The following is a 25,079-nucleotide window of genomic DNA, read 5'->3' as shown; positions in this document are numbered from 1 at the left end:
TCAATGACTTTCATCAGCAATAAAGGAATTTGTTATTGGCCTGCCGGTCAAACGAAGCTTTGGCTTTAAACTGATAATGTAAGAGGAATCAGAAATGAAAACTATATGCCTTTACACATTTGTCAATCCAATGGTAAAAGTGGTGTCTTCAATTTGAAACAACATTAACTATATTTTTTATAACCAAATGTTTTTTAGCGCAGGTCTATGTCTTATTTCTTTTTACAAAAGACCGCTGAACAATAAGAAAGAAATAGTGGTTGTTAGCAAAAGGAGTGTACGGTTGTAAGATACTGATTGAACTCACCCTTTTGGCTGACAACCATCGTTGGCGCCTGTACTTGTAAGAAGTAGTTTTAATTTCTTATTACTTCACTCTAAAACCTACAATCATGGCAACTAAAGCATTAATGAGGCCTGAATCAGGTTTCTCTGGTCTTTTCGATGATTTTTTCCGGCCTTGGACTGATATGTTTGAAGGCAGCCGCTTATTGGGTAAGGGAGCCAATTTGCCAGCAGTAAATATTATTGAAAATGGAAATGAATATAAAGTTACTGTTGCTGCTCCAGGACTAAAAAGCAAAGATTTTAATATTGATGTAGAAAATAATGTTCTCACCATTAGTGCAGAAAAGGAAGATAAAATGGAAGAAAAGGATGAGCGCTATACAAGAAGAGAATATAACTACACTTCTTTCTCACGTAGTTTTACACTACCCGATGATGTAAAGCAGGATAGTATTGAGGCAAATTACAAAGATGGGGTACTGAATCTGACTCTTCCTAAAAAGGAAGAAGCACGAAAGCCAAAAGTTTCCAAACATGTTACTGTAAAGTAGTATCCTTTTCCACCTACAACAATAACCCCACTATTTATAAATAGTGGGGTTATTGTATTTTAAAGCCATATAGATGACAAAGAGTATTTTTCTTAACTGCAAATTAATTTGAAGACAAGTTTCATTAAAACAGTTTCTATCCAGCCGTGAATCCACCATCAACTGTCATGGCATGTCCTGTTACAAAGGAAGCAGCATCAGAACATAGCCATACCACGGCTTCGGCTACTTCTTTGGGATCCCCCATGCGGCTAATTGGTTCCATAACTGTGTATTGTTTTTCCACTTCATTGTCTCGGCCGGTAATCCTATCTATCATAGCCGTATGAATTACACCAGGGCAGACTGCGTTTATCCTTATACCTGCATTGGCATATTCCAACGCGGCCGTTTTTGTTAGGCCTACCAATCCATGCTTACTGACTACATAAGCAGGTAATCCCTTGAAACCGGTCAATCCGACTACCGAAGCGCAATTGACGATCACCCCTTTGCCTAATAAAAGCATATGCGTTAGTTCATACTTCATGCCAAGCCATACTCCCTTCAGATTAATAGCAATGGTTTTGTCCCAATTCTCCTCGGTGCATTCATGTGTAGGCGCAATAATGCCTTCAATACCAGCCTTGTTGAAGGTACAATCGAGTCTACCAAAAGTGGCTATAGTTTGGTCAATGAGTTTTTTTACGTCTGCATGTTTGGAAACGTCGCACTGAATAAATATTCCTTCACTACCCGCTTCATTGATCCTTTCCAAGGTTGTATTCTCTTCGTCTTTAATCCAATCTGCTACTGCAACTTTGGCACCTCGCTGTGCAAAAGCTATAGCCGCCGCCCGGCCAATACCAAAGCTGCCACCGGTTACCAAGGCTACCTGGTTTTGAAATATCAATTCCATATACACGAATTTGATCTTAAGCTAGCAGACCAGAAAAGCCAGAGCAATGATAATTGTCAACAGGAATACTGATTGCAAGTGGAATGCAAAAATAAATGCCAAATAGAAACAGGGTATTTATCGGAGACTTTACTATTACCTTTCTATTTATTGATAGGTATCAGTAATCATGCAAATAGAGGTCATTCTTTTCTGCGGGACTAATTTCCAGTTTTACTTAGTGAAAATTGCAACATGAAAAGAATATTGGTGGCAATCAATTTTACAGATGCCTCACGTGCTGCCAGTAATTATGCAGCTTCTCTGGCGCAGCTCTTCTTAGCAAAATTGTATTTAGTTCATGTATACATGGAACCAGGACCGACAGGGGAGGATCCTTCAGCCTGGATGATAATAAATGATGCGCAGCAACAGGCTAACGAAACCCAACTTCAAAAAGAGATTCATTTTTTAAAAGAAACTTATAGCATTGATGTCAGCGGATCTGTAGTAATGGGGTACAAGGGCGACTCCATCATGGAAACTGCCAGAAAAATGAGTACAGATTTAATTGTAATGGGTATGAAACGAGATCATCCTCACAGGTTTTTTGGAAGTACAGTCCTGTCAATCATACGTAAATCCAATTTGCCTGTGTTGTTGGTCCCAGAACAATCCCAGTTCAGTCCGATCAAAAATATTGTTCTGGCTACTGATTTTGAAGGAGTAGAAGACGCAACTTGCTTTAGTATACTCTTAGACATGGTTGAGAAATTTGAAGCTTCTTTGCGCTTGTTACATATACAAAAGAGTGGTGCGGTAATGTCAGGTATGGAGGTACCCGGCAGAGTACAACTTGGCCAGACTTTTTCTAAAATTCATTCATTTTCGCATGAAGAAGTTGAAGATGATGATGTGGAAAGTGGCATTCAGATTTACATGGACAATCATCCGATAAACTTGTTGGTAATGATAGCACACCGCCACAAAATTATAGAGCGGATAATAGGCAAAATATATACCCGATCGATAACATATGAGACCAAGGTCCCGCTACTAGTTTTAGAAGATAAATAACGTCCTTATCATTTTGATGGGTTATGAGATGAAGTAACCTTCAACAATGATCTTGTTTGTTAGTAAATTATATTTAATAAAGGCAGAACAAAGGATATTCCCAGAAATTTTCAAAGTCACCTGAAAGATATCCTGCAGCAACACTCTCAACTGCAACTGATAAATGTTGCTCAATCAATGCCATTGAGGGCAAATACGGTCTACATAGCGCCCTCAGCACAGGACCTCATTTTAAAAAACAGTAAACTTGAACTGGTAGCAAGACCTGTTGCCGGACAAAATTTGTGTGTTGATCGCTTTTTTGGCTCAATGGCTAAGCAGGAACTTGGAAAGCGGGCCATCGGTGTTATACTTTCTGGAAGCGGCTTTGATGGCGTTTCTGGGGCACAGGCCATTAAAAGTGCCGGCGGATTGGAGATTGCTCAAGACCCGCTTTCAAGTACATGTAAGTACTTGCCACAGCATGCCATAGAAGGTGGTTCAGTAGATCATGTGGCCGAACCTTTGCAGATCCCCCAACTAATTCAAGAATATGCCTTATCAATCTAATGCTGGTTGTTACTTTAAATTATGTATGCGCTATATGCATTTAGGTATATTAGCGCATAGCAATTGATTAAGAGGAATAAATTAGCAGGTTTCTATTGGTAAGGTAAAACGAAATTTCTTACAGAAAAAGAAATGGTTTAAGCTCTTTTTAATTGAATTATGATCCTGGAATAGTAAAAACAACCAATACAAGGTTAGCAAGATGGACAGGTTATTGACAATCGGAATGTGAAAACGATGTTTGTTCAGCCCGGCCTGTTTTCTTTGTTAGTTCTATGCGGTAAACAATGCCGGTAATATCATCAAGGTCATCTTCAGAGAATGGCCAGGTTTTTCCTAAATGTGTTGTAATACTTGAGCTTAAAGGTAATTTCCGGTTGAGTAAAGTCCTTAATGCTTTTTGCCTGTCTTCTTCTTTTTTCAGTTCTTCAAAACGCCCCCAGGCAATAACACTCTGCCAATTAGCCATATCGGTAATATCATCAACTTCAAAGCAAATTTCAGGGTTTTTACGCATCATATTTATTTTAGTGCCTTCATGTGAATGCACATAAACATATTTGCCATCATATGCATAACTAACAGGAACAAGATAAAGCAGGTTGTCAACATGACAAGCAATCCTTCCTACAATTTGCCGGGAGAGGAGTTGCTCAATCTGTTGATTTTCTAATAGTGTAATCATGACACTCTATTTATCAGTTAAATTATTTTATCACTACTTATTATTGAATGAGGTCAATCACTTTATAAAGTGATTGGTATCATGGCATTAGGTTATTATATTTTATGTTAGACTTGATAGCCTCATTCAATTTCATTCAGGTTCATTTTATATATTTCAAACCAAGCAACAGACATTATACCTACGCCGGTGCAAATAAAAATATCGACCATTCTTATAGATGTAAATCCAAATAGCAGCCGCAAATAAGGTATTGCGTGAATACATGTCAGAAAAGTCAATGAAAGAATTAGAATGGGAAATGCCAGGTTGTTCCGGTATCTCATCGTTACATAAAATGGCTCTTTAAAAGAACGGTTAACATACGTGAGACCAATATTACTTATTAGGAGAGTAGTAAATAATATGGTTCGTACTGTCTCTAGCGAGTACTGGGGTGCATAGCTTTGATAAAGAATAAAAAGTCCCGCTGTAATGATCAAGCCTTGTGTAATGCTGATCATTAACTCATCTTTCTTAAACATTTTAGAAGGGAAGGCATTTGGCTTTTGTTGCATGAGTTGAGGCTCCAAGGGCTCGCGTTCAAAAAAGATGGAGCAGGTAGGCCCCATAATTAGTTCCAAAAAGATTATATGGATAGGCGTGAACAGGTTAGGGTATTTCCAGCCAAGCAAGAGCGGAATTGATGCAGTAAGTAGTATGGGAATATGAATAGATACAATGTAGCGTATCGCTTTATTCAGATTTGAAAAGATACGGCGGCCTTGTTCTATAGCTGCTATCATTTTGCCGATCGCATCATCCGTTAATACCAGGTCGGCGGCTTGGTGAGCCACCTCAGTACCGCTCTTGCCCATAGCAATGCCAATATGCGCTGCTTTAATGGCGGGACCATCATTCACCCCATCGCCAATCATAGTTACTATCTCTCCTGACTTTTTCAGAGCTTCTACAACTCGGATCTTTGCTTCAGGAAACATGCGCGCAAAGATGTTGTTTCGCTTGATTTGAAACTCCAGTTCATTATCAGTCATTTCCATGATCTCTTCACCTGTATATATTTTTCCTTGCTTTTTAATGCCAACCTGTTGAGCAATAGTGGCCGCCGTTTCTGCCAGGTCGCCGGTAAGTAGCTTTAGATCTATGCCAGCCTTATAAAACTGCTTCATTAAAAGAGGTGCATCTTTACGCGGAGGATCATACAGGCTAATGAATCCTTCAAACTGCCATGGGAAGTCATCCTGGTGTGCTGGCATTACTTTATCTGGATAGATAGCACTGGCTACACCCAAAATGCGATAACCTTCGCGTGCCAGTTGCATTGACAGTGTATTTGTCTGTGTTTTAATTGTTTCAGGTAGCTGGCAAACTTCCATTATTCTTTCCAAGCCTCCTTTTGCGGCTACAATAAAATGTCCAGCATTTTTATACACATGCGTCATCATTGGTGGGCGCCCCTGTAAAGGGTATTCATATACAATTGGCTCACAATGTATATCGTTTGAAAGTGCTCCGTAACCACGTAGTATAGCTTTTTCCATTTCATCAAAAGGAATTGTCTCACTGGCCAACACTGCATACGTCAATACACGTAGCGCCTCGTCTTTTTTTAAGGGACGCATTTCCAACTCTGTCAGTTGACTACTATGATGATTGTATACGTGCCTGACGCTCATTTTGTTTTCGGTTATCGTGCCGGTTTTATCCATACAGATAACACTTACACGGCCCAAATGTTCCAAAGTTTGTGGCTTTCGGGTAATGATGCCTTTGCGGGAAAGTCGGTAAGCACCCAAGGCCATGAAGGAGGTGTACGCGACCGGTATCTCTTCCGGGAGAACTGCCATAGCCAGAGTAAGTGCAAAAAGTAAGCTGGCTATAATATGAACACCCGAAAAGTAGTTCATAAGAAAAATGGCAATAAAAGCAAAGATGCCAAAGCCTGAAAGAAAACGTACCAGTTGGTCTATACTATTTCGCAGGTTGGTTTTTTGTTCGCTATAGGAAGTAACAAGCTTACCCAGTTTACCAAGCTTGGTTTCATTGCCTATGGCTATAACTGATATAAAAGCGCCTCCTGTATTTACTGTAGTACCTTGAAACACCATTTGGTTGTTCTCCTTAATGGCTGGTAACGACTCTCCGGTAATAACAGCTTCATTAATAGTTAAATCATTTTGCTGCAGTATAGTAGCATCGGCTGGTACTTTATTGCCTTCCTCCAGCCGCACAATATCTCCTGGTACCAATTCTGCTGTATCTACCTGCAATTCCTTGCCATCTCTTATCACAAAAACTTTAGGTTCTGTTAAGTCGCGTAAGGCTGTCAACGCCTTATTACTTTTTCCTTCCTGGTACAACGAAATACCACTTACAATACTCATGGCGGCAATCATCATCCAACCTTCTTTGTATTCCTGCAATAAAAAATAAAGAAGGCACGCAGCCAGCAGCATCAAAAACATCGGCTCCTTAATAGTATTTACAATCGTATCCCATAGCTGATTCTTTCCCTCCATTTGAAAAGTATTCTTTCCATATTGCTGCTGTAGTTTTTCTGCATCTGCTTTGGTTAATCCTTGTAAGCCTCCCATAACGATTTATTTATTGTACTTGATCGGCCCACAGGCTGTCACTATTAAATTACAAATAGAAGTTAACCTATTTACTGACACAGCTCATGTCGCATACTAGTGGGGCCAATGATATCAATCAGCAAAGGCAGCTGAGGCCCGTCATTGTAAAAGCCTTGAAAACAAATGAACTTTAATTCAATAGAATAAATATTGTATGCAACTGTATTTGGCTCCCACTACCAAAGTAGGCGATGTTAAAGAAGCATTTCATTTAGAATTTCCTTTTTTAAAACTAGAGTTTTTCAAAAGTAAACACCAGCCAGGTAAAGGCACTCCTTTAAGCGATAAAGCAACTGATTATACCCTGTTGGTAGAAGTGCTTGGAGTAATGAGGGAAGGCGATATAGATATTATTCCATCCCAGAGTGTAAATGAGGTAGAACAATTGTTCCAGCGAAAATTCAACCTTCCGGTTCAGGTATTTCGCAAAATGGGCAATCTTTGGATTGAAACTACAGAAACGGACAATCTTTCGTTGGAACATCAAAATGAAATGGGGCGTGAAGCTTCATTGATGGCACCCCAGAATGAACAGTTTTATGATGAAGGGTAGGGGTAAAGAAATTGCTATTAACTAATGTTAAAGCTATGATATTGAAGATGCATAGCTTTAAATATTCTCCGGGTCACTTTACAGAATAAATTATTTACAATCCATCTCATAAAGATTGTTTCGTTTTGCAGTAGTGCTTATTATTAATTGGAAAAGGCGACCATTACCTTCAACCTGATCTATTCCTCTTTATGTTGCGTGATACGTCTCAGGTTTGGCGTAATTTTATGGTGTTCAATCAATGCAATGTCACTTTCCAGGAAGAACGACTATTGGCTGATCATTGGTTATATATTTTTAAGCCTGGGGCTTATCAATACATTCCTATTTCCCAGTTATCATATTAAAGTCTTCTACATTGTTGCGATTGTCTGTACACTTTTTTCTGTAAGAAGGCTCCATACTTTAATTATTAGCATTGCAGGGTTAGGAGTCATGTTTCTTGATTTTTATGTTTTACATGAAGAAAGTAATTTTTCATCACTGGCTATCTTTTTAAATTTAGCTTTCGGCATAGCCTTCACTTGTATTATCATTTTACTTAGTAAGAATTTGACCAATGAGGCCGCTATGAATTTGTTGAAACTTGAATCACTCTTTAATTATGCAACAATTGGTATAGTTGTAACTGATAAAGAAGGTATTATCCGGAATTTCAATAAATATGCAGAATCTCAATTTGGTTATACAGAGCAAGAAGTGGTGGGCAGATGTGTGGAAATACTGATTCCAACCACCTTTCAAGCGCGTCACATTAAGCATAGAGAAAATTTCTATCATCATTTGCAGCCTCGTATAATGGGGGCGGGTAGGGAGCTTTACGCTTGCAATAAAGCTGGAGAAGAGTTCCCGGTAGAAGTAAGTTTGAGTTATTACAAATTAGGTAATGAAACTTATGTCATCGCTTTTGTAGTGGATATTACACTCCGTAAAGAAAACGAACAGGTGGTGCTTCAACAAAAGGTAGAGTTGGAGCATACAGCATTTCGCATCAGACAAAATAATCAGGAATTAGAAACAAAAGTAGAGAGTCGTACGCAACTACTAAAAGATGCCTTAATTGAACTGGAAAAGTCGAAACAAGAATTAAGTGATGCTTTGGAAAAGGAAAAGGAGTTAGGTGACTTAAAGTCGAGATTCGTCACTATGGCTTCTCATGAGTTTCGAACCCCTCTTAGTACCATCCTTTCTTCTGCAGACATATTGGAGAAGTACAATACCATTGATAAGAACGAGAAAGTTGAAAAACAAATCCTACGCATTAAAGATTGCGTTATTGGCATGAAAACAATTTTGGAAGATTTTCTGTCACTGGGTAAGCTTGAAGAAGGTACTGTAAAACCAAAGATGGAATTAATAGAATTCCGTGATTATATAACGGAGATTGAAAAACTGGTTCAGGAATTACAGCAAATAGTCAAGCCTGGTCAGGTGATAGCATTTCACCATTCTGGAGAAAGTAGTGTTTATACAGATAGGGCATTGGTGCGAAATATCTTAACTAACCTACTGTCTAATGCCATAAAATTTTCCCCTGAGAATTCTTGTATAAATGTGGTGTGTGAGATAAAAGATGGCCTGTTAAACCTGGTGGTTACAGATAAAGGCATAGGAATTTCAGAAGAAGACCAGCAGCATTTGTTCGAACGCTTTTTTAGGGCACCTAATGCCGCCACTATACAAGGAACAGGGCTGGGTTTGCATATTATAGCCAAGTATGTCGAGTTAATGAGTGGACGGATTCAAATTGAAAGCAATATTGGCAAAGGCACTTCTTTTATTGTAGAATTGCCTAATCCTATATTGGAATCATAATTTAATCCTGAAAAAAATATTCTTGCTATTTGTTACCAAACGGGTATTGGCGATCAAAAAACTTTTGGTGTATAAAGCTGATAGTATGGTAGGTTGAATTACACTAAAGAATTTTCTAGCTTTACAGTACTTCATAAATAACCCTATCTCGAAAACAGTAGATCTATTCCCATTATTTAATTCAGATTAAAGAGTCGTTATGAAAAAGATTCTTGTAATTGAAGACAATGTGCCATTACTGGAAAATACGGCAGAACTGCTGGAGCTTTCTAATTATCATGTACTAAAGGCTGAGAATGGTAAGAAGGGAGTTGAAGTTGCTGTGCAGGAAAAGCCAGACCTCATCTTATGCGATATAATGATGCCAGAGGTGGATGGGTATGGGGTATTTCATATGCTAAATAAGCATTCTGATTTAAGCCATACACCATTTATTTTTCTTTCAGCCAAGTCAGAACGAAGCGACTTTAGAATGGGAATGGAGCTAGGTGCAGATGATTATATCACAAAGCCCTTTACTGCTACAGAGCTGTTGAATGCAATACAAAAACGGCTGCAAAAGTCTGATTTGGTGAAGCAGGAGATTGCTGAAGGCATAAAGGGTATCAATCAGATTCATATGCACATGTCGGGTGAACAGGCCCTTCATGAATTCATAGACGGAAGAGGAACCAGTCAGTACAAAAAAAAGCAGATCATCTACTTTTCTGGCAATCACCCCCATTACCTTTTCTATATACAAAAAGGAGGAGTAAGAACTTTTAAAATTAATGATGATGGAAAAGAATTCATTACAGGCTTGTATAAAGAAGGAGAGTTTTTTGGTTATGTACCTCTCCTTGAAGGAGTGACCTATAAAGAAACGGCGCAAGCTGTTGAAGAAACGGAACTGATCATGCTTCCCAAGTCAGAGTTTGAAGAGATAATCTATCATAATACAGAAGTGACTAAAACAATTATCAAGTTGCTTTCGCACAACATAGCTGAAAAAGAGCAGCAGTTGCTGGATATTGCTTACAACTCGCTTCGAAAAAAGGTGGCGAACGCTTTATTAGTGATGAAAGAAAAGGTGTCACAGCAACAACCCAGCGGAGTTCCTGCTATCCAGTTGAGCCGCGAAAACATGGCAGCACTCGCAGGAACGGCCACAGAATCTTTTATACGGACACTAACTGACTTCCGTAATGAGAAGCTTATTGATATTAAAGATGGAAACGTAACTATCTTAAATGAAGTAAAGTTGAAAAATATGAGGAATTAATGCTAGTAGAATAGAAGGGATAACATAGTTTTTTACTCATCTTCAATTTCATACCTACCAGTTAGTTTGTCAATTATAATTTTAAAGACTACTGTCTTTAGCTTTCCACTTCTGGGATGCATACGCTGTGGCATTATTTCAGGGGGAAGCGCTGTTTCACTGAACTTAAAATGCATCATTCGGTTAACAAAATTGTGAAGAGTATCCCATTTCTCTGTATCGTCCGTTATCTCTTTATATGTCCCCCAGGCAATTACACTTCTCCAGTTTTTTAAAGTTTTCATATCATCCGCTTCAAAGCACACCTTCGGGTTTAACCGCATCATCTCAATCTTTTTTCCTTCCTGTGAATGTGCAATGATATTGTTGCCATCAAACAAATAGTTAACTGGTACTACATATGTCTCATCATTAACACTACATCCAATACGCCCTACGATCTCTTTTTTTAAGAAGCCCTTGCATTCTGTTTCTGTAAGGTGGCCTATCATGATTCGATATTGTTTGATTGAAACTTAGTGGCTAGCTCATTTTGCAAACCATACGTAATTTGGTTTGCACAACTATTCTTTTGTTCCCAGCAGCTGATATTTTCAAAAGTGGTCATTGCCATTTTAGTCAATGCTTCTTTAGTGGCAAAGCCTTGATGGGGAGTAATAATTACATTTGGAAAGCTCATTAGTTTTAACAGGATAGGATCTTTTAGCATACTTTGTGATAAATCTTGGTAGAAAATCTCTTTTTCATTTTCATACACATCCAGCCCAGCCGCACCTATATGACCGCTCTCCAAGTACTCAATCAAGGCCATAGTGTCTAGCACAGCACCACTAGCCGTATTAATTATGATAACCCCTCTTTTCATTTTACTGAAGAAACTGCTGGTCACAAGGGGATAGGATTCATTATTTGGTGGTAAATGAATGGAGATAATATCCGACATACTACACAGTGTATGAAGCCCAACATAATAGACATTATAGTTGTTTTCCAGTTGCTGGTTACGGTCTACATCATAGGCCAGTATCGTACAACCCAAACCATGAAGGATTTTAGCCATAGCGCTTCCAATCTTTCCCGTACCTAACAGGCCTACTTTCTTCCCCATAAGATCAAAACCAATTAAGTGATCCAAGGTGAAATCCAACTGTTGTACCTGCTCATGTGCCTGAATCGTTTTTCTACTTAAGGCTAGCAATAAACAAAGAGCATGTTCAGCAACGGCATGCGGCGAATATTCCTGTACGTTTGCAACATGAATACCTTGACTGTTTGCTTCCGCTATATCCACATTTTCATAATTAGGTGAACGTATGGTAATATAGCGAACGCCTATCATCTTTAATGCACGAAGGACAGGAGCATCAGCGGTATCGGTGGCAAAAATGCTAATGCTCTCAAATCCTTTTGCCAGTCCAACTGTCTGAGTTGTAAGGCCTTCAGATGTATACAAAACAGTATGTTCTGCCTTAGCGTGCTCTAGAAAGTTGCGTTCGTAACTTTTTGTATTATAAAACAGGGTTCTCACAATGAAAGGTTTGCGGGTGATTTTAATTTATTTTCTGCTTCTACAATATTCTGTATACCCTTAAGTAGTGCATCGGGATTAAAGGAAATACTAGTAATACCTTGCTCAACCAAAAACTGGGCAAAATCAGGCATATCACTGGGGGCCTGGCCACATAACCCAATTTTAATGCCCGCTTCGTTGGCTCGGTGAATGGCCATAGAAAGCATGGTTTTGACAGCCTGGTCCTGCTCACTGAACAGCTGGCTAACAATAGCAGAATCGCGGTCAATACCCAATGTTAATTGGGTTAAATCATTTGAACCAATAGAGAAGCCATCAAATACTTGAGCAAATTCATTTAAAAGAATCACATTACTAGGAATCTCCACCATAAGATAAATTTCCAGTGATGGACTATAGTCTCTGGATAAGCCATGTCTTTCCATTTCTTCTATAACACGTTTACCTTCTTGTAGCGTACGACAAAAGGGAATCATTACTTTCACATTAGTGAATCCCATTTCATTTCGCACTTTAAGTACGGCTTTACATTCCAGTTTGAAAGCGTCTTTATACAAAGGGTGGTAATAGCGGGAGGCTCCCCGAAACCCAATCATAGGGTTTTCTTCTTTTGGCTCAAACTCTTTTCCTCCAATGAGGTTGGCATATTCATTTGTTTTAAAATCACTAAGCCTTACAATAACATCTTTGGGATAAAATGCTGCGGCAATTGTGGCGATACCCTGTGATACTTTGTCTATGAAATACTGCTGCTTATGTTTGTAGCTGTGGGTTAATTCTTCAATTTTATGTTTTGCCGCCTGGTCTTTTAATTCATCAAACTTGACTAATGCCATGGGGTGTATCTGCATATAATGGTTGACAATAAATTCCAGACGCATTAAGCCAACGCCTTCGTTAGGGTAAAAGGAAAGCTGAAATGCTTTTTCCGGTTCTCCTATTATTAATAAGGGTTTTGTATGGCGGGGCAAATACATGTTATTAAAGTCATGTTCTTCTACTTTCCATTTCAGCAGGCCTCTATAAACATTTCCCGTTTTCCCTTCAGCGCAAGAAACGGTTATTGGCATGTCATTATTAATTTCTTCAGTAGCGTTTCCACAGCCAACCACGGCAGGGATGCCCAATTCGCGTGCAATGATGGAGGCGTGGCTGGTCCGCCCGCCTTTATTTGTAACAATAGCGCTTGCTTTTTTTAAAATAGGGTCCCAATCGGGACTTGTGGTATCGGTAACAATAATGTCACCTTTTTCAATTTGACTGTCCTCATTCGGAGAGTGTACAATACGTGCTCTCCCGGAAGCTATTTTAAATCCAATGGCATTTCCAGAAGTAATTTTTTCACCTTTTTCCTGGAGAGCGTATTCCGTTACGGTATTTAGTTTTTTCTGTGAATGCACCGTTTCAGGTCGGGCTTGAATGATAAACATTTCACCTGTTATGCCGTCCTTAGCCCATTCAATGTCCATGGGTTTTTTGTAATGCTCCTCAATAATCAGGCACCACTCTGCCAATTGCTTGATTTCATGGTCAGCTAAAACAAATTGTTCTCTCTTGTTAAGCGGCGTGTCTATGTTATAGGTAGTAGAACTACTGTCTGTAGCATAGATCATTGTTTGTGCCTTATCGCCTAATCTTTTTTGGATGATGGCATTTTTATTTTGAGCCAGAGTAGGCTTGAATACCAAAAACTCATCAGGGTTGATAGTACCTTGTACAATATTTTCACCTAATCCCCAAACACCGCTGATATGAATAATATCACGAAAACCGGATTCGGGTTCTAATGTAAAACAAACACCGGCACTGCCTCTGTCTGAGCGAACCATTTTCTGGATACCAACTGATATAGCCACTTTGCTATGGTCAAAACCTTTATCCTCCCGGTATTTGATCGCCCGGTCAGTATATAAAGAGGCAAAGCATTTGTGTACCGCACGTATAACAGCTTCTCCGCCTTCAATATGAAGGAAGGAGTCATGCTGGCCGGCAAAACTGGCTTCCGGTAGATCTTCTGCTGTGGCGCTACTGCGAACGGCTACAGCAATATCTTCAGTACCGCTTAGTTCCCGGTAGGCATTTATAATCTGTGCCTGGGTTGCTGGGGGCAACTCATGACTAAGAATTAATTCTCTTGCAGCTTTACCAATTTCTTTTAAATTGACATAGTTGTTCCGGTCCAGGCGATCCATTAATTGTTGCAAGGCGGTGGTGAGATTATAACTTTCAAGAAAATTCCAAAAGCAAGAAGCAGTGGCGGCAAAACCGTCGGGCAAACGTATACCCTTGGATGAAAGCTGGTTTAGCATCTCACCCAAAGACGCGTTTTTACCACCCACTGCTGTTATGTCTGCCAAATTTACCTGGTTGAATTTCTTTATAAAGGGTTGCATTTTGCTGGTTTGTAATAGTAAAGTTGGTGTGTAAATGATACAAGTTCAATGACTGGCATCAAGGTGGCTCGTGATAGCTGTCATTAGATAAACAGTTGCTCGGCTAATACGGATAACATGGCTTATCAGGAGGAATGGGTTGAAAGATCACTAAGCTCTTTAAGGGTACAAGTGTCCGAGTTACCTGTTTGTTTCCAAGAGCCATTTTCTTTTCGGAACACCTGAATATTCAAACCAAAGACCTTCATAAACTTCCGTTCAATGTCTCCAGCTCGATCACTTGATATAATGGCGAGGTTTTCTGGGGTATGATTCTGTCTGATGATTGATAGTGCTATACTAGAATCTAATCTTTGTACGTCTGATGACCCCTCTTTAAAATGGTGTTGTTTTGCATAAAACTCAATTTTCAAGTTGGGGAAACATCGCGAGAATTTGTCTTAAACATCCGAGACAGTCATCGAATCATCAATGTGCAGGATCATAACTTCAAGGCATTTTTTTCAATAAAAAATTCATATAGTTTCATCATAAAAATGCTAATAGTACTTTTTATTATTGATGCCCCTAAACCTATTACCACGAAGGCTAACGTCCAAGGCAAGATTTTATAAAGGGGTACCTTGTTACTGGAAGAACTCATTTGAGTTAATAAAGACCTGGGGTAAATTGATAGTGCCATACTATTTTCTTTATAATGTCTGCCTTTTTATTTCCCTGCTTAATGAGGGCGATGACGTTAACAAATGATATGCATCATCAGAAATTTTTTTTGGAAGGATAGTTAGTCTTCTTCAATAGCTGTATGGACAATATCGTTCAACTTCTATAACTGAGTATTTTCAATTTCCAACAAAGCAGTTAATGAAGCTTTCATGCCATTATTTATTATGTGCAATAAATAATGGCAGTTTAGTATATTGTAACAGATGATCAGCCATACTGCGTCTGAACCATTTGGAAACACGACTTCGCTGGTAGCCGCCAACTACAATCAGGCAGTGGGGATTATAATACTGGAGATGACCCAGGATCTGTTCTTCAACAATGCCTTGCTTAACAATATATTCTACATTTGAAAAGTGGCGTTTTATAAATTCCTTCATTAATCTGGACTCAGGAACATGAATTGGCTGATCATGGCTTTTTATAGTAAGGACCTCGGTAGGTAATTGGCCAAGCTGGGGTAGGAGATAACCGAACATCTTTATAGCATATACTGATGATGGCTCTCCATCATAAAGCAAAACTAGTTTTTCAATGGGGTGATACGATTTTGGAACAACCAGTACAGGGCACTGAACATCAGAAAGTAAATTCCGGATAAAGGCAGTAGGCGCCTCCTCTTCAAAATAAGTAAAGGTTTCTGTTTGATTAATTACTAGCAAGTCCGCATAAATGGATTCGTGCAACAGCTCTTGCAAAGAGGCATTTCGATCCCGGTGTACAGCAAAAGTAATTTTTGCTTGGTGGCAAGCCTGTTCAAATGATAGTGCGGCTTCATCCCTTTTGATTTTGTCCTGTTCATTTAATAGGCGTCGTTTTCTTTCCGAAACACCACCTTCCTCCTCATCCACCAGTTCAGCATACTGATAACTATTGTATAGTATGTTGTCTAGGAATACTCCTATTAAGTGTGTGTTGGATAATTTTGCCAGATGAACTGCATAATCTAAAGTACTCTGTGAAAATCTCAACCCATCAAAAGCAGCAATAAATTTTTGCATAATTAGATTAGTGATGGGTGATAAAGATGGGTAAATCAATAGTTTTAATAATCGTCTCCGAAGCGCTCTTTTTATATAGCTGAGAGATCATGTTTCTTCCAAAAGAACCCATTACAATAAAGGTGTCCTTCTTTAGAAGAAAATATGTGAAAAGTTCATCCTTTACATCGCCCTCTAAAAATCGAAAATGAACATTTTGATAATGCGCTTCTAGCCATTCACGAGTTTTAGCAACATCCTCACCCATTTCTTCGAGTATATCATTGCGAACTTCGAGAACTGTAATCTTTTTGGATTGAAATTGTGGGAAAAGGTAAGTGAATTCCTTAATGGCGAATAGTGATGATGCACTGGCGTCAAAGCAGAAGACAATTTCTTCAATTCCTTTGAATTCATTAGGAGCTACAACAACTGGGCATTCAGCTTTTGATAGGATTTTTTTTACAAACGTTGAAGGGATTTCCTCCTTTGTGCTTTTATTGAAAAGGTTAGGTGTTACAATCATCAAGTCTGCAAAACGGCTTTCGTACAGCACCTCTTCCATTGGCGATCCTTTATCACTGTAAATTATACTACTAATCCCTCTTAGTCGACATTCTTGTGAGAAATAGCGCATTAATTGATCAGAATCCATTAGGATCGATTGGTCATCCCGGACCTTAACCTTTCTGTAATACGATTGCTGGTGATCATGCGAGGCCAGCTCTAGAGTAGTATCTTCTACTAGCACTCCTGTCAGCTTCGATTCGGTGAGTAAAGCAATATAACAGCCAAAATCTATGATCTTTGTATCTGCTTTATGGCTATTCATGATTAAAAGGATCTTTTCCATTTGTGGTGTTTGATTGTTATTTATGTGCAATAAAAACAGGTAGCTTATGTGTGCTTATAGCCTGACTAATAAAGCTTTTATGAAACATGGTAGCTATATTGGACTTGGCATATGCGCCGCTAATTAGTAGTACATTACCTTCTTCTGCCAACCATGTTGTAAAGTATTTCTTGGGATTTAAGTGCAGTTTCTCAATAGTTATATTGGGGTAGTGTTGATTTGTTAACTCTTTAATATATTCTTCTTCAGGTAGGTTGTCTGATTTGTCATCTTTTACATAAAGCAATAGGGTTTCATTTTTACACAAATCTGGAAACAAATAGGCAAATTGTTTAATGGCATAGACTGAAGAACCGCTGCCATCATAGGTTAGTATATTGCGATTGGGAAACTCAAATTCTTCTGGAATAACAATTACAGGGCATTCTGAATGATGAATGGCTTCTTCCATGTATTCGTTATTGATATCATCCAGCATATGTTCGTAAAACTTCTCACTGCTAATAATTAGCAGGTCTGCAAATCGAGACTCTTTTTTTAACTCTGGAAGAGCGAAGTCGTAGAAGTCTTTGTGTATGGTGTACTTTATGCCATGTTCACTACATAACTCTTCAAAATGATGAATATTTTTTTGTATAGCTTCTGATTCTTCTGCTTCTACTAATGGAATAAAGCCAGGTCCAGCCATGGCCGTTCCATAACTCCATAAGCTGGAGTAACTAACCTGAGGAATAAATACACCTGTTAGTAAAATGGCGTGCATCTCGTTTAACTCACGGGCCAGTTCAAAAGCGCCTTCCGAAAACTGTGTTCCATCAAAGGCTATAATTATCTTATTCATGATACCTGGATTTATGAGGTGAAAACTTTATCTAACAATGTGCTTAATAGGGTAGTCTATTTGAATTAGAAAGTCAGTATTTCTTCAGATTCCAAGTCAAGTTTATTCTCTACACTGGTAATGCCAGGTGCTGCCCATGCAGCGTCTTCTGCATCATCCCGCTCAGCAAAGGATCGCACTTTCCCTTTTAAAACTGCTTTTGTTCCAATTACTTCTACACTGATTCTTTGTGCATCAATAGTGGCACTACGATGTAGGGCTTCACTTATTTTTCTACTAATGTTTTCAGATGACAACATAGGCTTTATAGTTAGATTGTTATTAACAGCTTTAATGCCTATCAAGCCCTCAATGGCTGTTTTAGCGGCAGCACGTTGGTAGTCCCAATCTACTTCTCCGTCTAATGTTACAATCCCGTCATCTACTTTGACCTGTATCGCTTCTTGTGGAACAGATACATTCATGCTTAAAGCATGTATCACCGCGTCTGCTAGTTCTGAATCGGTTTTTCGATATAAAGGTGAGATACCTACTTGTAAGTCTAATGCTACGGCTTTTACGCCAGCTACCTTCTTTGCTGCTTTTTCTGCAGCCAGCTTCTTTGCATATGTATCAACTATTCCCGATAATGTAACGATACCATCTTTTACTGCAACTCCAATCTGTGCAGGGTTTAGTATAGGTTCCCACATAATTTGGTCTTGCACATCATGTTGAATATGAAGATCACTTTTCATACTGGTATATTTAAGTATTTAGAAAAGACCTCAACGTTAAAGCAATAACTTGCTAATGTTATTCATGGGTATATCTGTTCCAAGAAGTTTCAATACAAAAGGTAGGGGAGAGCGTGTTTACCATCTGGTAGCGAAAAGTGAATTATGATAGATCTACTACCTCATAACTAATTCAAAGAAAGGTTGTTTTATAATCTGTCTGAATGAGTGTAGTCAAGGTTATCAATGATGCTGGTCATTATCAGCCAAGCAATTAAACTTACATTCCAATTATTGTATTAATCTGCTAACCCATGGGCTAAGAGCTTCGATGATATTCATGTTGATGCACTTTATATTTCATGTTGATCTTCGTTCGGCTTAAATTATTGATGATTTAACTTGGCTGCAATAAAGTCTTTCTAAAATGCAGGGTCGGGGTCGACTTTATTTTGAGGTTTGATACCATTCTTACTGTATTTTAAGTAGGCGCCAGGCATTACTTGAAAATCTTCCCTGAATTTCCATTCCCTTGCAGTCAGTTTTATGGATCTAGCTAAGAAAGCATTTACTACATTACTATTGCCTGCTTCGATTGCTCAAAGGCTACTTTTCCTAACAAAAAAAACTAACAACTGGCACTTTTACTCTCTCATTGGAACAAGATAACTGTTTAGTCTAGTCGCATTAACAAAAGAAGTTACCAAATTAATAGAAAGAGTTGGCTCAAGGCTTGTGCCGATCAATTTTCCAGTGGGAGTTACTTTCCAAGCTGAAATGCTTTCTTGCTTGTGAGTAGCTTCGTTGGACTGGGATTGAATAGACGCTTGTGTACTCGGATGCTGGTTATGTTGTTGGTATTGTTTAATTATATCTTCCATGGTCTTTCCTTCTTTTAGCAAGCGACCCACCTGGCCGGTGAGTTGGTTGACGACGCCTTTGCCACGCTGTTCCTTGGGTAATTTCCAGTATATAGCGGAAGCCAGTTTAGAGGCATCGCCAAAGGCAAGGGCACTTTTACGTGAGCGCGCGAAGCGTGGATCTTTGTGGAACTGCTTGCGATTGAGCGAGCTTTTCTTGCGGGCCAAATACTGGTCGCCCATCTTGTAGAAGGTAATGCTATCGATGGTGCCGGTAAGGTAAATAGGGCCAGACTGTCGTGCCATGGGGAGTGGTTTATTGATGATTAGCTACTGCTTAATACTAAATAATTTAGTAAATTTATAACTATATCGCTAGGTTTACAAGCGATTTACTCACCTTAGTTATACACATGTTAGCGGGTTTTAATACCTATTGTTTCATAATTCTTTCTGACTCATAACTATCCCTGAAGAGGCCCTTATACGGAGTAAGGGAAGATGCTATACGGAGTAACTAAGTATTTTATACGGAGTAACCTAGACTTCGCAGAGGCAGAGCAATGAATATACAGAGGAGTAACAGGCAAGGAAGCGTGGAATAGTAAGATTGGAAGGGTTTAATAGTACCCTAAATGTAGTCTGAGTTAAGGTACCTTTCTTTTTCTGTAATGACTCTATCAATCCTAGCACACCTCAGCGATACCCGTAAGCCGGGCAGTAGACCTCAAGGGGAAGCGTGGGCAAGAAAACAGGCAATACAGCCGGTGCGCCTATTTAACATAAAATCCAAGTTATCGGCGTAGCGACCGCCGCTGCCCTATACGACCGCGCTTTACCTGCAGCACATGGTTTTTTGTAGCGTTAGCCGTAAAGCGCGGTCGTATAGGGCAGCGGCCACCACGCCATGAGAGTTATAGTTCACCAAGCGCAGCCGATAACTCTATATTATGTTACCAATAGGTTGGCGCGCGAAGGGGCGTGTTTTGTAAGTTTTTTCTACCAAAACACGCTGAAGGGTGAGCCCTGTGCGCAAGGGGGCTGTTTTGCCTTTTTTCTTACTCATAGCAAACTAGCCGATAGGCTTCATGCCCGCTAGGGCAAATAAGGTGAATTTACGGAGTGGTTGTACTTAATTTAGCATTCTCCTAATATTGGGCACTATGATTATAATGCAGCAGGCATTACATTTGCAGTAACCAAAAAGAACAGCCCCCTTGTGGGAGGCTGCTTTGAACGGTTACAAAATCTGCAATTTCTGATTGGCGTCTGAATTGCAATTACAACAACTACAATTATTATCAAGGTGGCTGCCGTAAATGGTGGCCATACCTTTTTCTAGGATAATAATCGGTCTTTTGTGCTTCCGCCGCTGGCGGCACACAGGGCACGAACAATGCCTGTTATTGGTGTTAATCATAATCTTTAATGAGGTATCCTATAAAAACACCTAATGGAACTCGAACACCTACACCTTGATTTTGTCAAGATTTAGAAAGACTATGCACCGAACAATAGGAGGTTGTGCGACTGTTGGCAATAACGCTACAGTTACTGCGATTTTTAACCTCATCAAATGTAATAAAGAAATTACTTATCGTAGCACGAAAAGAAGCGTGGGCAAGAAAACAAGGCAATACAGCCGGTGCGCCTATTTAACATAATATAAATTATGAGGATATTTTATATATTTAAACCACTAGTTCTGAACTAATAATACTTCTCTTAAATTCTAAACGTTTAAGAAAAATAATATCCTGTCTCTACTTACTACTATTTTAAATTCAACAAATTTGATTTAACTTACTATTCAAGTTCTTAAACTTACTGTTATGAGCACTGTTAAAAATCTTTTGGAAATAAAAGGTCAGACAGTGCATAGTATAAGTCCTGATAGCTCCGTTTACGATGCCCTGGAAGTATTAGAAGAAAAAAACCTAGGCGCACTGGTAGTTATTGACAAAGGGAAACTTATCGGAGTCTTTACAGAACGAGATTATGCACGTAAAGTTGTTTTGAAAGGCCGATCCTCTAAAGAAACCTTGGTTGCGGATATAATGTCCGACCGCCCCATCTTTGTTAATCCACATACCTCCATTGAAGATTGCATGCAACTGATGACCGACAAATTTGTGCGTCATCTGCCTGTGATTGAAAATAATCAAGTGATTGGCGTTATTTCTATTGGTGATATCGTCAAGTATATAATCGATGAGAAAGAATATATCATCGAAAATCTTCGACATTATATCTCCAGCTGATCACTAACCACCGTCCTTTAAAAGACTGATACTCTGTTCCTTGTATTCGCTAATCGCTAAAAATGTGTAAATGCCAGGTAACGAACCTAATGACACAGTCTTGCTTTGGCCGTTGCTGCTATTCGCAGCATTGGTTGTATTTCTTCTCCTTGCCATTTTGACATTATCATACTTTTTAGGCCAACGCCATCAGGAACGGGAAACAAATCTGCCATATGAAGGCGGTATTGAACAGACTGGATCAGCTCGACTCCGCTTTTCCTCCCAATTTTACCTGGTTGCCATGCTATTTGTAATTTTCGATGTAGAAGCTGCGTTTATAATATTATGGGCATTAGGGTTCTATGAACTAGGCTGGCCCGGATATATTGGTGTAGCTGTTTTCATAGGCCAACTAGTTGTTGTACTCATTTATGAATGGGGTATCGGAGCCTTGGACATCGGTCCTAATATTAAAGGGATTTTTAAAAGATATAAGCAACTGGTAAACCAACCAGATCATTGATTAGAACTACAGCACCTATAAATACCCAATTTTTATATTACAATTCTTACCCGTAAAAAACACAATCCCATCCTATGTCTTACTGATTGTTAAGCACAGTTTTCTTCATTGCAAACCACATATACAAGTTAAAATGAAATGGTGGCTCAATAAAGCAGATGATTCTACCCATAGAATTAGCGGCACCGGAAGTATGGAAGAAGCTGTAAGCAAAAGTATTATGCTTACCTCCGTTCAAAGCTTGGTAGCTTGGGGAAGAAAAAATTCCCTGTGGCCATTCCACTTTGGCCTTAGTTGCTGTTTTGTGGAAATGGCCACCAGCATAACCAGTAAATACGATGTAGCCAGGTTTGGTGCTGAGGTTATTAGAGGCACTCCGCGTGAGGCTGATGTGATGGTCATAGCTGGTACTGTTTTTATAAAAATGGTTCCCATCATTAAACGATTACATGAGCAAATGATGGAGCCTCGCTGGGTTATATCCATGGGTAGCTGTGCCAATAGCGGTGGCATGTATGACATCTATAGCGTAGTTCAAGGAGTAGATAAATTTTTACCGGTAGATGTATATGTACCAGGGTGCCCTCCCCGACCAGATGCATTTATGCAAGGTCTGATACTTCTCAGTGAAGCCGTAAGACATGAAAAACGTCCCTTAAGCTGGGTGATTGGTGACCAAGGCATTATCAAACCAGAGATGACACCGATGAAAGTCCAAAAAAGAGAAGAAAGAATGAATATGGTGAATTTTAAAACGATAGATGAAGTTTAGAATGAAGTAGTGTGGAGCAAAAAAATAGGTAAGCAGTTCGTGCCCTGAGCCTAAAAGGTTAAAACCGACACTATGGTAGATAGCGGCAATATATTACAAGATCTGCAAAAACAATTTGGACAGGATGCTATTCGTCAGCAACAAACTGCCGATGACATTTTCACCATTTGGATTCCGGTCAACTCAATAAAACCGGCCATCCAATACCTTAAATCGCTAAATCAACCTTTCAATTTACTTTATGACTTATGCGGTATAGATGAAAGAGATCGGATGAAAAAGGATGGATTGCCCATTAAAGATTTCACCGTTGTCTATCATCTTTTTTCATTTCAACGGAATGACTTTATCCGCTTGAAAGTTGCACTGGAAGGTGATAATCCATCAATACCATCTATCTCGTCTGTTTTCAAAAATGCCAACTGGTATGAGCGCGAAGTCTATGATATGTTTGGTATTCACTTTGACGGCCACCCACATTTGCAACGCATTTTAATGCCTCTTACCTGGCAAGGACACCCTTTAAGAAAAGAACATCCGGCAAGAGCAACGGAGCTCGGGCCATTCCAGCTTTATAATGAACTACAAGACCGGGAACAAGCTGCTTTAAAATTCAAGCCCGAAGAATGGGGCATGAAAAAGGAAGGCGAAGATTCAGACTTTATGTTCTTGAATATTGGGCCACAGCACCCCGGAACACATGGCGTACTGCGCGTTGTTTTACAATTAGACGGAGAAGATATTGTTGATGCGGTTCCGGAAATTGGTTTCCACCATCGTGGTGCAGAAAAAATGGGCGAACGTCAAAGCTGGCACACCTATATTCCATATACAGATCGCGTTGATTACCTGGGTGGTGTCATGAACAACCTGGCGTATTTATTAGCCGTTGAAAAACTGGCTGGCATTGAAGTGCCTGATCGCGTGAAAGTAATCCGGGTAATGCTTTGTGAACTGTTTCGCATTTCCAGCCATTTAGTTTGGTTTGGCACCTTTGCGCAGGACGTCGGCCAGCTCTCGCCTGTTTTTTACATGTTTACTGATCGGGAAAAAGTATTTGATATAGTTGAGGCTATATGCGGTGGCCGCATGCACCCCAACTGGTTCAGAATTGGCGGCGTAGCACAGGATCTACCCAATGGTTGGGAAGGCTTGGTCAGAGACTTTATCAAACATTTCCCCAAACAACTACGAGAATACAAGAATATGGTATTACGAAACAGCCTGTTCAAAAGCCGCACTAAAGGTATCGGCATCTTCACTTTAGATGAAGCTATTGAATGGGGCGTTACCGGGCCTGGACTACGTGCTTGCGGTTACGAGTGGGACTTTAGAAAGCAACGCCCCTACTCTGGTTATGATCAGTTTGAGTTTGATATTCCTACTGCTCAAAATGGCGACTGTTATGATCGTGCTGTTGTTCGTTTAGAAGAACTATGGCAAAGCTTACGGATTATAGAACAATGCCTGAATAATATGCCAGAAGGAAGTTATAAAGCAGATCACCCTCTTACTACTCCCCCATTGAAAAAATATACAATGAAGGATATTGAGACATTGATCACACATTTTCTCAATGTTAGCTGGGGACCTGTGATTCCTGCAGGTGAGGCCATGAGTTGTATTGAAGCTACAAAAGGTGCCAATAGCTATTACCTTACCAGTGATGGTAATACTTCACCTTATAGGGTACGCATTCGCACTCCATCGTTCCCACATATGCAGATGCTGCCATACATCAGCAAGGGATATACGGTAGCTGATTTGTTATCGATTCTGGGAGCAATGGATTTTGTGTTAGCAGATATTGACAGGTAAATTATGAATACGAAGCATTGACCATTATATAATTACAACGACATGCTTAGTGCAACCGAAAGAACAGCTATAGACCATGAAGTTTCATTGCTACCTCATAAAAAAGCAGCAGTTATTGAAGCATTGAAAATTGTACAAAAAGAACGCAGTTGGATCAGTGATGATAGTATTGAGGCTATAGCAGCTTACTTGGAAATGAGTCCGGCAGAAGTGGATAGCGTAGCTACTTTCTATAACCTCATATTTCGGAAGCCAGTTGGCCGCCACATAATATTATTATGTGATAGTATTTCCTGCTATGTAATGGGTTATCAGGATCTATATAAAGCTTTACAAAGTCAACTCGAAATCAGTTTTGGAGAAACAACCTTAGATAACCGTTTTACCCTTTTGCCAAATGCTTGTCTTGGCTGTTGTGATAGAGCACCTGCATTAATGATCGATGAGAACTTATATCGCAATGTAAAAACTGAAGAATTAGAAACAATATTGAATCAATACAGCTGATGACAACAAATGAACTCAAATTAA

22 protein-coding genes are annotated in these 25,079 nt (G+C 39.4%); 11 read left to right on the top strand and 11 right to left on the bottom strand.

Translation table 11 applies throughout. The annotated features are described in order from the left end of the window. Nucleotides 1–392: 392 nt before the first annotated feature. Nucleotides 393–839, top strand: a complete 447-nt coding sequence (locus tag SY85_RS02765; RefSeq protein WP_066401698.1) for an Hsp20/alpha crystallin family protein — start codon at nucleotides 393–395, stop codon at nucleotides 837–839. Nucleotides 840–975: 136 nt separating this feature from the next. Here the strand turns inward: SY85_RS02765 and SY85_RS02760 are convergent, their stop codons facing one another. Next, entirely contained in the window at nucleotides 976–1,737 is a 762-nt protein-coding gene (locus tag SY85_RS02760) for an SDR family oxidoreductase (protein WP_066401697.1), read from the bottom strand. A 234-nt stretch (nucleotides 1,738–1,971) separates the two neighbouring features. Between SY85_RS02760 and SY85_RS02755 the strand changes: the two genes are divergently transcribed. Beyond that, a complete protein-coding gene (locus SY85_RS02755; RefSeq protein WP_066401696.1) occupies nucleotides 1,972–2,793 on the top strand; it encodes a universal stress protein in 822 nt (273 codons plus the stop codon). A 66-nt stretch (nucleotides 2,794–2,859) separates the two neighbouring features. Beyond that, on the top strand, nucleotides 2,860–3,342 hold the full coding sequence (locus tag SY85_RS02750) for a chemotaxis protein CheB (protein ID WP_082886264.1): 483 nt from the start codon (nucleotides 2,860–2,862) through the stop codon (nucleotides 3,340–3,342). A 211-nt stretch (nucleotides 3,343–3,553) separates the two neighbouring features. Here SY85_RS02750 and SY85_RS02745 read toward each other — a convergent pair whose 3' ends face one another. Then, nucleotides 3,554–4,027 carry a pyridoxamine 5'-phosphate oxidase family protein gene (locus SY85_RS02745; RefSeq protein ID WP_066401694.1) on the bottom strand — a complete coding sequence of 158 codons (474 nt, stop codon included), beginning with the start codon at nucleotides 4,025–4,027 and terminating at the stop codon, nucleotides 3,554–3,556. A gap of 122 nt (nucleotides 4,028–4,149) precedes the next feature. Further along, nucleotides 4,150–6,621 carry a cation-translocating P-type ATPase gene (locus SY85_RS02740; protein WP_066401693.1) on the bottom strand — a complete coding sequence of 824 codons (2,472 nt, stop codon included), beginning with the start codon at nucleotides 6,619–6,621 and terminating at the stop codon, nucleotides 4,150–4,152. Between the two features lie 196 nt (nucleotides 6,622–6,817). On the opposite strand from SY85_RS02740, the gene SY85_RS02735 reads away from it, so the two are divergent. The 3 genes from SY85_RS02735 (at nucleotide 6,818) to SY85_RS02725 (ending at nucleotide 10,292) form a co-directional block, all read left to right on the top strand. Next, nucleotides 6,818–7,216, top strand: coding sequence for a hypothetical protein (locus SY85_RS02735; RefSeq protein ID WP_066401692.1), 399 nt, complete (start codon nucleotides 6,818–6,820; stop codon nucleotides 7,214–7,216). Between the two features lie 147 nt (nucleotides 7,217–7,363). Beyond that, on the top strand, nucleotides 7,364–9,031 hold the full coding sequence (locus tag SY85_RS02730; protein WP_226998979.1) for a sensor histidine kinase: 1,668 nt from the start codon (nucleotides 7,364–7,366) through the stop codon (nucleotides 9,029–9,031). Nucleotides 9,032–9,230: 199 nt separating this feature from the next. Continuing rightward, on the top strand, nucleotides 9,231–10,292 hold the full coding sequence (locus tag SY85_RS02725) for a response regulator (RefSeq protein WP_066401691.1): 1,062 nt from the start codon (nucleotides 9,231–9,233) through the stop codon (nucleotides 10,290–10,292). Between the two features lie 32 nt (nucleotides 10,293–10,324). Here SY85_RS02725 and SY85_RS02720 read toward each other — a convergent pair whose 3' ends face one another. The 8 genes from SY85_RS02720 to SY85_RS02680 all read right to left on the bottom strand — a co-directional run bounded on the left by SY85_RS02720 (nucleotide 10,325) and on the right by SY85_RS02680 (nucleotide 19,498). Next, the gene (locus tag SY85_RS02720; protein ID WP_066401690.1) at nucleotides 10,325–10,783 is read right to left on the bottom strand and encodes a pyridoxamine 5'-phosphate oxidase family protein; all 459 of its coding nucleotides are present in this window, start codon (nucleotides 10,781–10,783) and stop codon (nucleotides 10,325–10,327) included. Further along, nucleotides 10,780–11,820 (bottom strand): 2-hydroxyacid dehydrogenase, encoded by a 1,041-nt coding sequence (locus SY85_RS02715; RefSeq protein WP_066401689.1) that lies wholly within the window; start codon nucleotides 11,818–11,820, stop codon nucleotides 10,780–10,782. The genes SY85_RS02720 and SY85_RS02715 overlap by 4 nt, the downstream gene beginning before the upstream one ends. After that, the gene (ppsA, locus tag SY85_RS02710) at nucleotides 11,817–14,216 is read right to left on the bottom strand and encodes a phosphoenolpyruvate synthase (RefSeq protein ID WP_066401688.1); all 2,400 of its coding nucleotides are present in this window, start codon (nucleotides 14,214–14,216) and stop codon (nucleotides 11,817–11,819) included. The genes SY85_RS02715 and ppsA overlap by 4 nt, the downstream gene beginning before the upstream one ends. Nucleotides 14,217–15,097: 881 nt before the next feature. Further along, the gene (locus SY85_RS02700) at nucleotides 15,098–15,943 is read right to left on the bottom strand and encodes a universal stress protein (RefSeq protein ID WP_066401686.1); all 846 of its coding nucleotides are present in this window, start codon (nucleotides 15,941–15,943) and stop codon (nucleotides 15,098–15,100) included. Nucleotides 15,944–15,950: 7 nt separating this feature from the next. Next, on the bottom strand, nucleotides 15,951–16,775 hold the full coding sequence (locus SY85_RS02695) for a universal stress protein (RefSeq protein ID WP_066401685.1): 825 nt from the start codon (nucleotides 16,773–16,775) through the stop codon (nucleotides 15,951–15,953). A 16-nt stretch (nucleotides 16,776–16,791) separates the two neighbouring features. Next, on the bottom strand, nucleotides 16,792–17,616 hold the full coding sequence (locus SY85_RS02690) for an adenine nucleotide alpha hydrolase family protein (protein WP_066401684.1): 825 nt from the start codon (nucleotides 17,614–17,616) through the stop codon (nucleotides 16,792–16,794). Nucleotides 17,617–17,681: 65 nt separating this feature from the next. Continuing rightward, nucleotides 17,682–18,353 carry a BON domain-containing protein gene (locus SY85_RS02685; protein WP_066401683.1) on the bottom strand — a complete coding sequence of 224 codons (672 nt, stop codon included), beginning with the start codon at nucleotides 18,351–18,353 and terminating at the stop codon, nucleotides 17,682–17,684. A 623-nt stretch (nucleotides 18,354–18,976) separates the two neighbouring features. Next, entirely contained in the window at nucleotides 18,977–19,498 is a 522-nt protein-coding gene (locus tag SY85_RS02680) for a hypothetical protein (protein ID WP_066401682.1), read from the bottom strand. Between the two features lie 1,526 nt (nucleotides 19,499–21,024). On the opposite strand from SY85_RS02680, the gene SY85_RS02675 reads away from it, so the two are divergent. From SY85_RS02675 to nuoE, 5 genes are all read left to right on the top strand, one after another. After that, on the top strand, nucleotides 21,025–21,453 hold the full coding sequence (locus tag SY85_RS02675; protein WP_066401681.1) for a CBS domain-containing protein: 429 nt from the start codon (nucleotides 21,025–21,027) through the stop codon (nucleotides 21,451–21,453). 70 nt (nucleotides 21,454–21,523) lie between these two features. After that, nucleotides 21,524–21,958, top strand: coding sequence for an NADH-quinone oxidoreductase subunit A (locus SY85_RS02670; RefSeq protein ID WP_066401680.1), 435 nt, complete (start codon nucleotides 21,524–21,526; stop codon nucleotides 21,956–21,958). 133 nt (nucleotides 21,959–22,091) lie between these two features. After that, nucleotides 22,092–22,730 (top strand): NADH-quinone oxidoreductase subunit B, encoded by a 639-nt coding sequence (locus SY85_RS02665; protein WP_066401679.1) that lies wholly within the window; start codon nucleotides 22,092–22,094, stop codon nucleotides 22,728–22,730. Nucleotides 22,731–22,802: 72 nt separating this feature from the next. After that, nucleotides 22,803–24,548, top strand: a complete 1,746-nt coding sequence (gene nuoC, locus SY85_RS02660; RefSeq protein ID WP_066401678.1) for an NADH-quinone oxidoreductase subunit C/D — start codon at nucleotides 22,803–22,805, stop codon at nucleotides 24,546–24,548. Nucleotides 24,549–24,590: 42 nt separating this feature from the next. Then, a complete protein-coding gene (gene nuoE, locus SY85_RS02655) occupies nucleotides 24,591–25,055 on the top strand; it encodes an NADH-quinone oxidoreductase subunit NuoE (protein WP_066401677.1) in 465 nt (154 codons plus the stop codon). The last annotated feature ends 24 nt before the right edge of the window (nucleotides 25,056–25,079 follow it).

Origin of the sequence: Flavisolibacter tropicus, from assembly GCF_001644645.1 — a bacterium.
Classification (GTDB): Bacteria; Bacteroidota; Bacteroidia; order Chitinophagales; family Chitinophagaceae; genus Flavisolibacter; species Flavisolibacter tropicus.
The sequence above is the reverse complement of the archived record's forward strand: the minus strand, read 5'-3'. Positions and strand labels throughout refer to the sequence as shown.

Bases quoted from the DNA above. Each gene is read 5' to 3' on its own strand.
- SY85_RS02765 (WP_066401698.1), top strand. From the start codon at position 393: ATGGCAACTAAAGCATTAATGAGGCCTGAATCAGGTTTCTCTGGTCTT.
- SY85_RS02760 (WP_066401697.1), bottom strand. From the start codon at position 1,737: ATGGAATTGATATTTCAAAACCAGGTAGCCTTGGTAACCGGTGGCAGC.
- SY85_RS02755 (WP_066401696.1), top strand. From the start codon at position 1,972: ATGAAAAGAATATTGGTGGCAATCAATTTTACAGATGCCTCACGTGCT.
- SY85_RS02745 (WP_066401694.1), bottom strand. From the start codon at position 4,027: ATGATTACACTATTAGAAAATCAACAGATTGAGCAACTCCTCTCCCGG.
- SY85_RS02740 (WP_066401693.1), bottom strand. From the start codon at position 6,621: ATGGGAGGCTTACAAGGATTAACCAAAGCAGATGCAGAAAAACTACAG.
- SY85_RS02735 (WP_066401692.1), top strand. From the start codon at position 6,818: ATGCAACTGTATTTGGCTCCCACTACCAAAGTAGGCGATGTTAAAGAA.
- SY85_RS02725 (WP_066401691.1), top strand. From the start codon at position 9,231: ATGAAAAAGATTCTTGTAATTGAAGACAATGTGCCATTACTGGAAAAT.
- SY85_RS02720 (WP_066401690.1), bottom strand. From the start codon at position 10,783: ATGATAGGCCACCTTACAGAAACAGAATGCAAGGGCTTCTTAAAAAAA.
- ppsA (WP_066401688.1), bottom strand. From the start codon at position 14,216: ATGCAACCCTTTATAAAGAAATTCAACCAGGTAAATTTGGCAGACATA.
- SY85_RS02700 (WP_066401686.1), bottom strand. From the start codon at position 15,943: ATGCAAAAATTTATTGCTGCTTTTGATGGGTTGAGATTTTCACAGAGT.
- SY85_RS02695 (WP_066401685.1), bottom strand. From the start codon at position 16,775: ATGGAAAAGATCCTTTTAATCATGAATAGCCATAAAGCAGATACAAAG.
- SY85_RS02690 (WP_066401684.1), bottom strand. From the start codon at position 17,616: ATGAATAAGATAATTATAGCCTTTGATGGAACACAGTTTTCGGAAGGC.
- SY85_RS02685 (WP_066401683.1), bottom strand. From the start codon at position 18,353: ATGAAAAGTGATCTTCATATTCAACATGATGTGCAAGACCAAATTATG.
- SY85_RS02680 (WP_066401682.1), bottom strand. From the start codon at position 19,498: ATGGCACGACAGTCTGGCCCTATTTACCTTACCGGCACCATCGATAGC.
- SY85_RS02675 (WP_066401681.1), top strand. From the start codon at position 21,025: ATGAGCACTGTTAAAAATCTTTTGGAAATAAAAGGTCAGACAGTGCAT.
- SY85_RS02670 (WP_066401680.1), top strand. From the start codon at position 21,524: ATGCCAGGTAACGAACCTAATGACACAGTCTTGCTTTGGCCGTTGCTG.
- SY85_RS02665 (WP_066401679.1), top strand. From the start codon at position 22,092: ATGAAATGGTGGCTCAATAAAGCAGATGATTCTACCCATAGAATTAGC.
- nuoC (WP_066401678.1), top strand. From the start codon at position 22,803: ATGGTAGATAGCGGCAATATATTACAAGATCTGCAAAAACAATTTGGA.
- nuoE (WP_066401677.1), top strand. From the start codon at position 24,591: ATGCTTAGTGCAACCGAAAGAACAGCTATAGACCATGAAGTTTCATTG.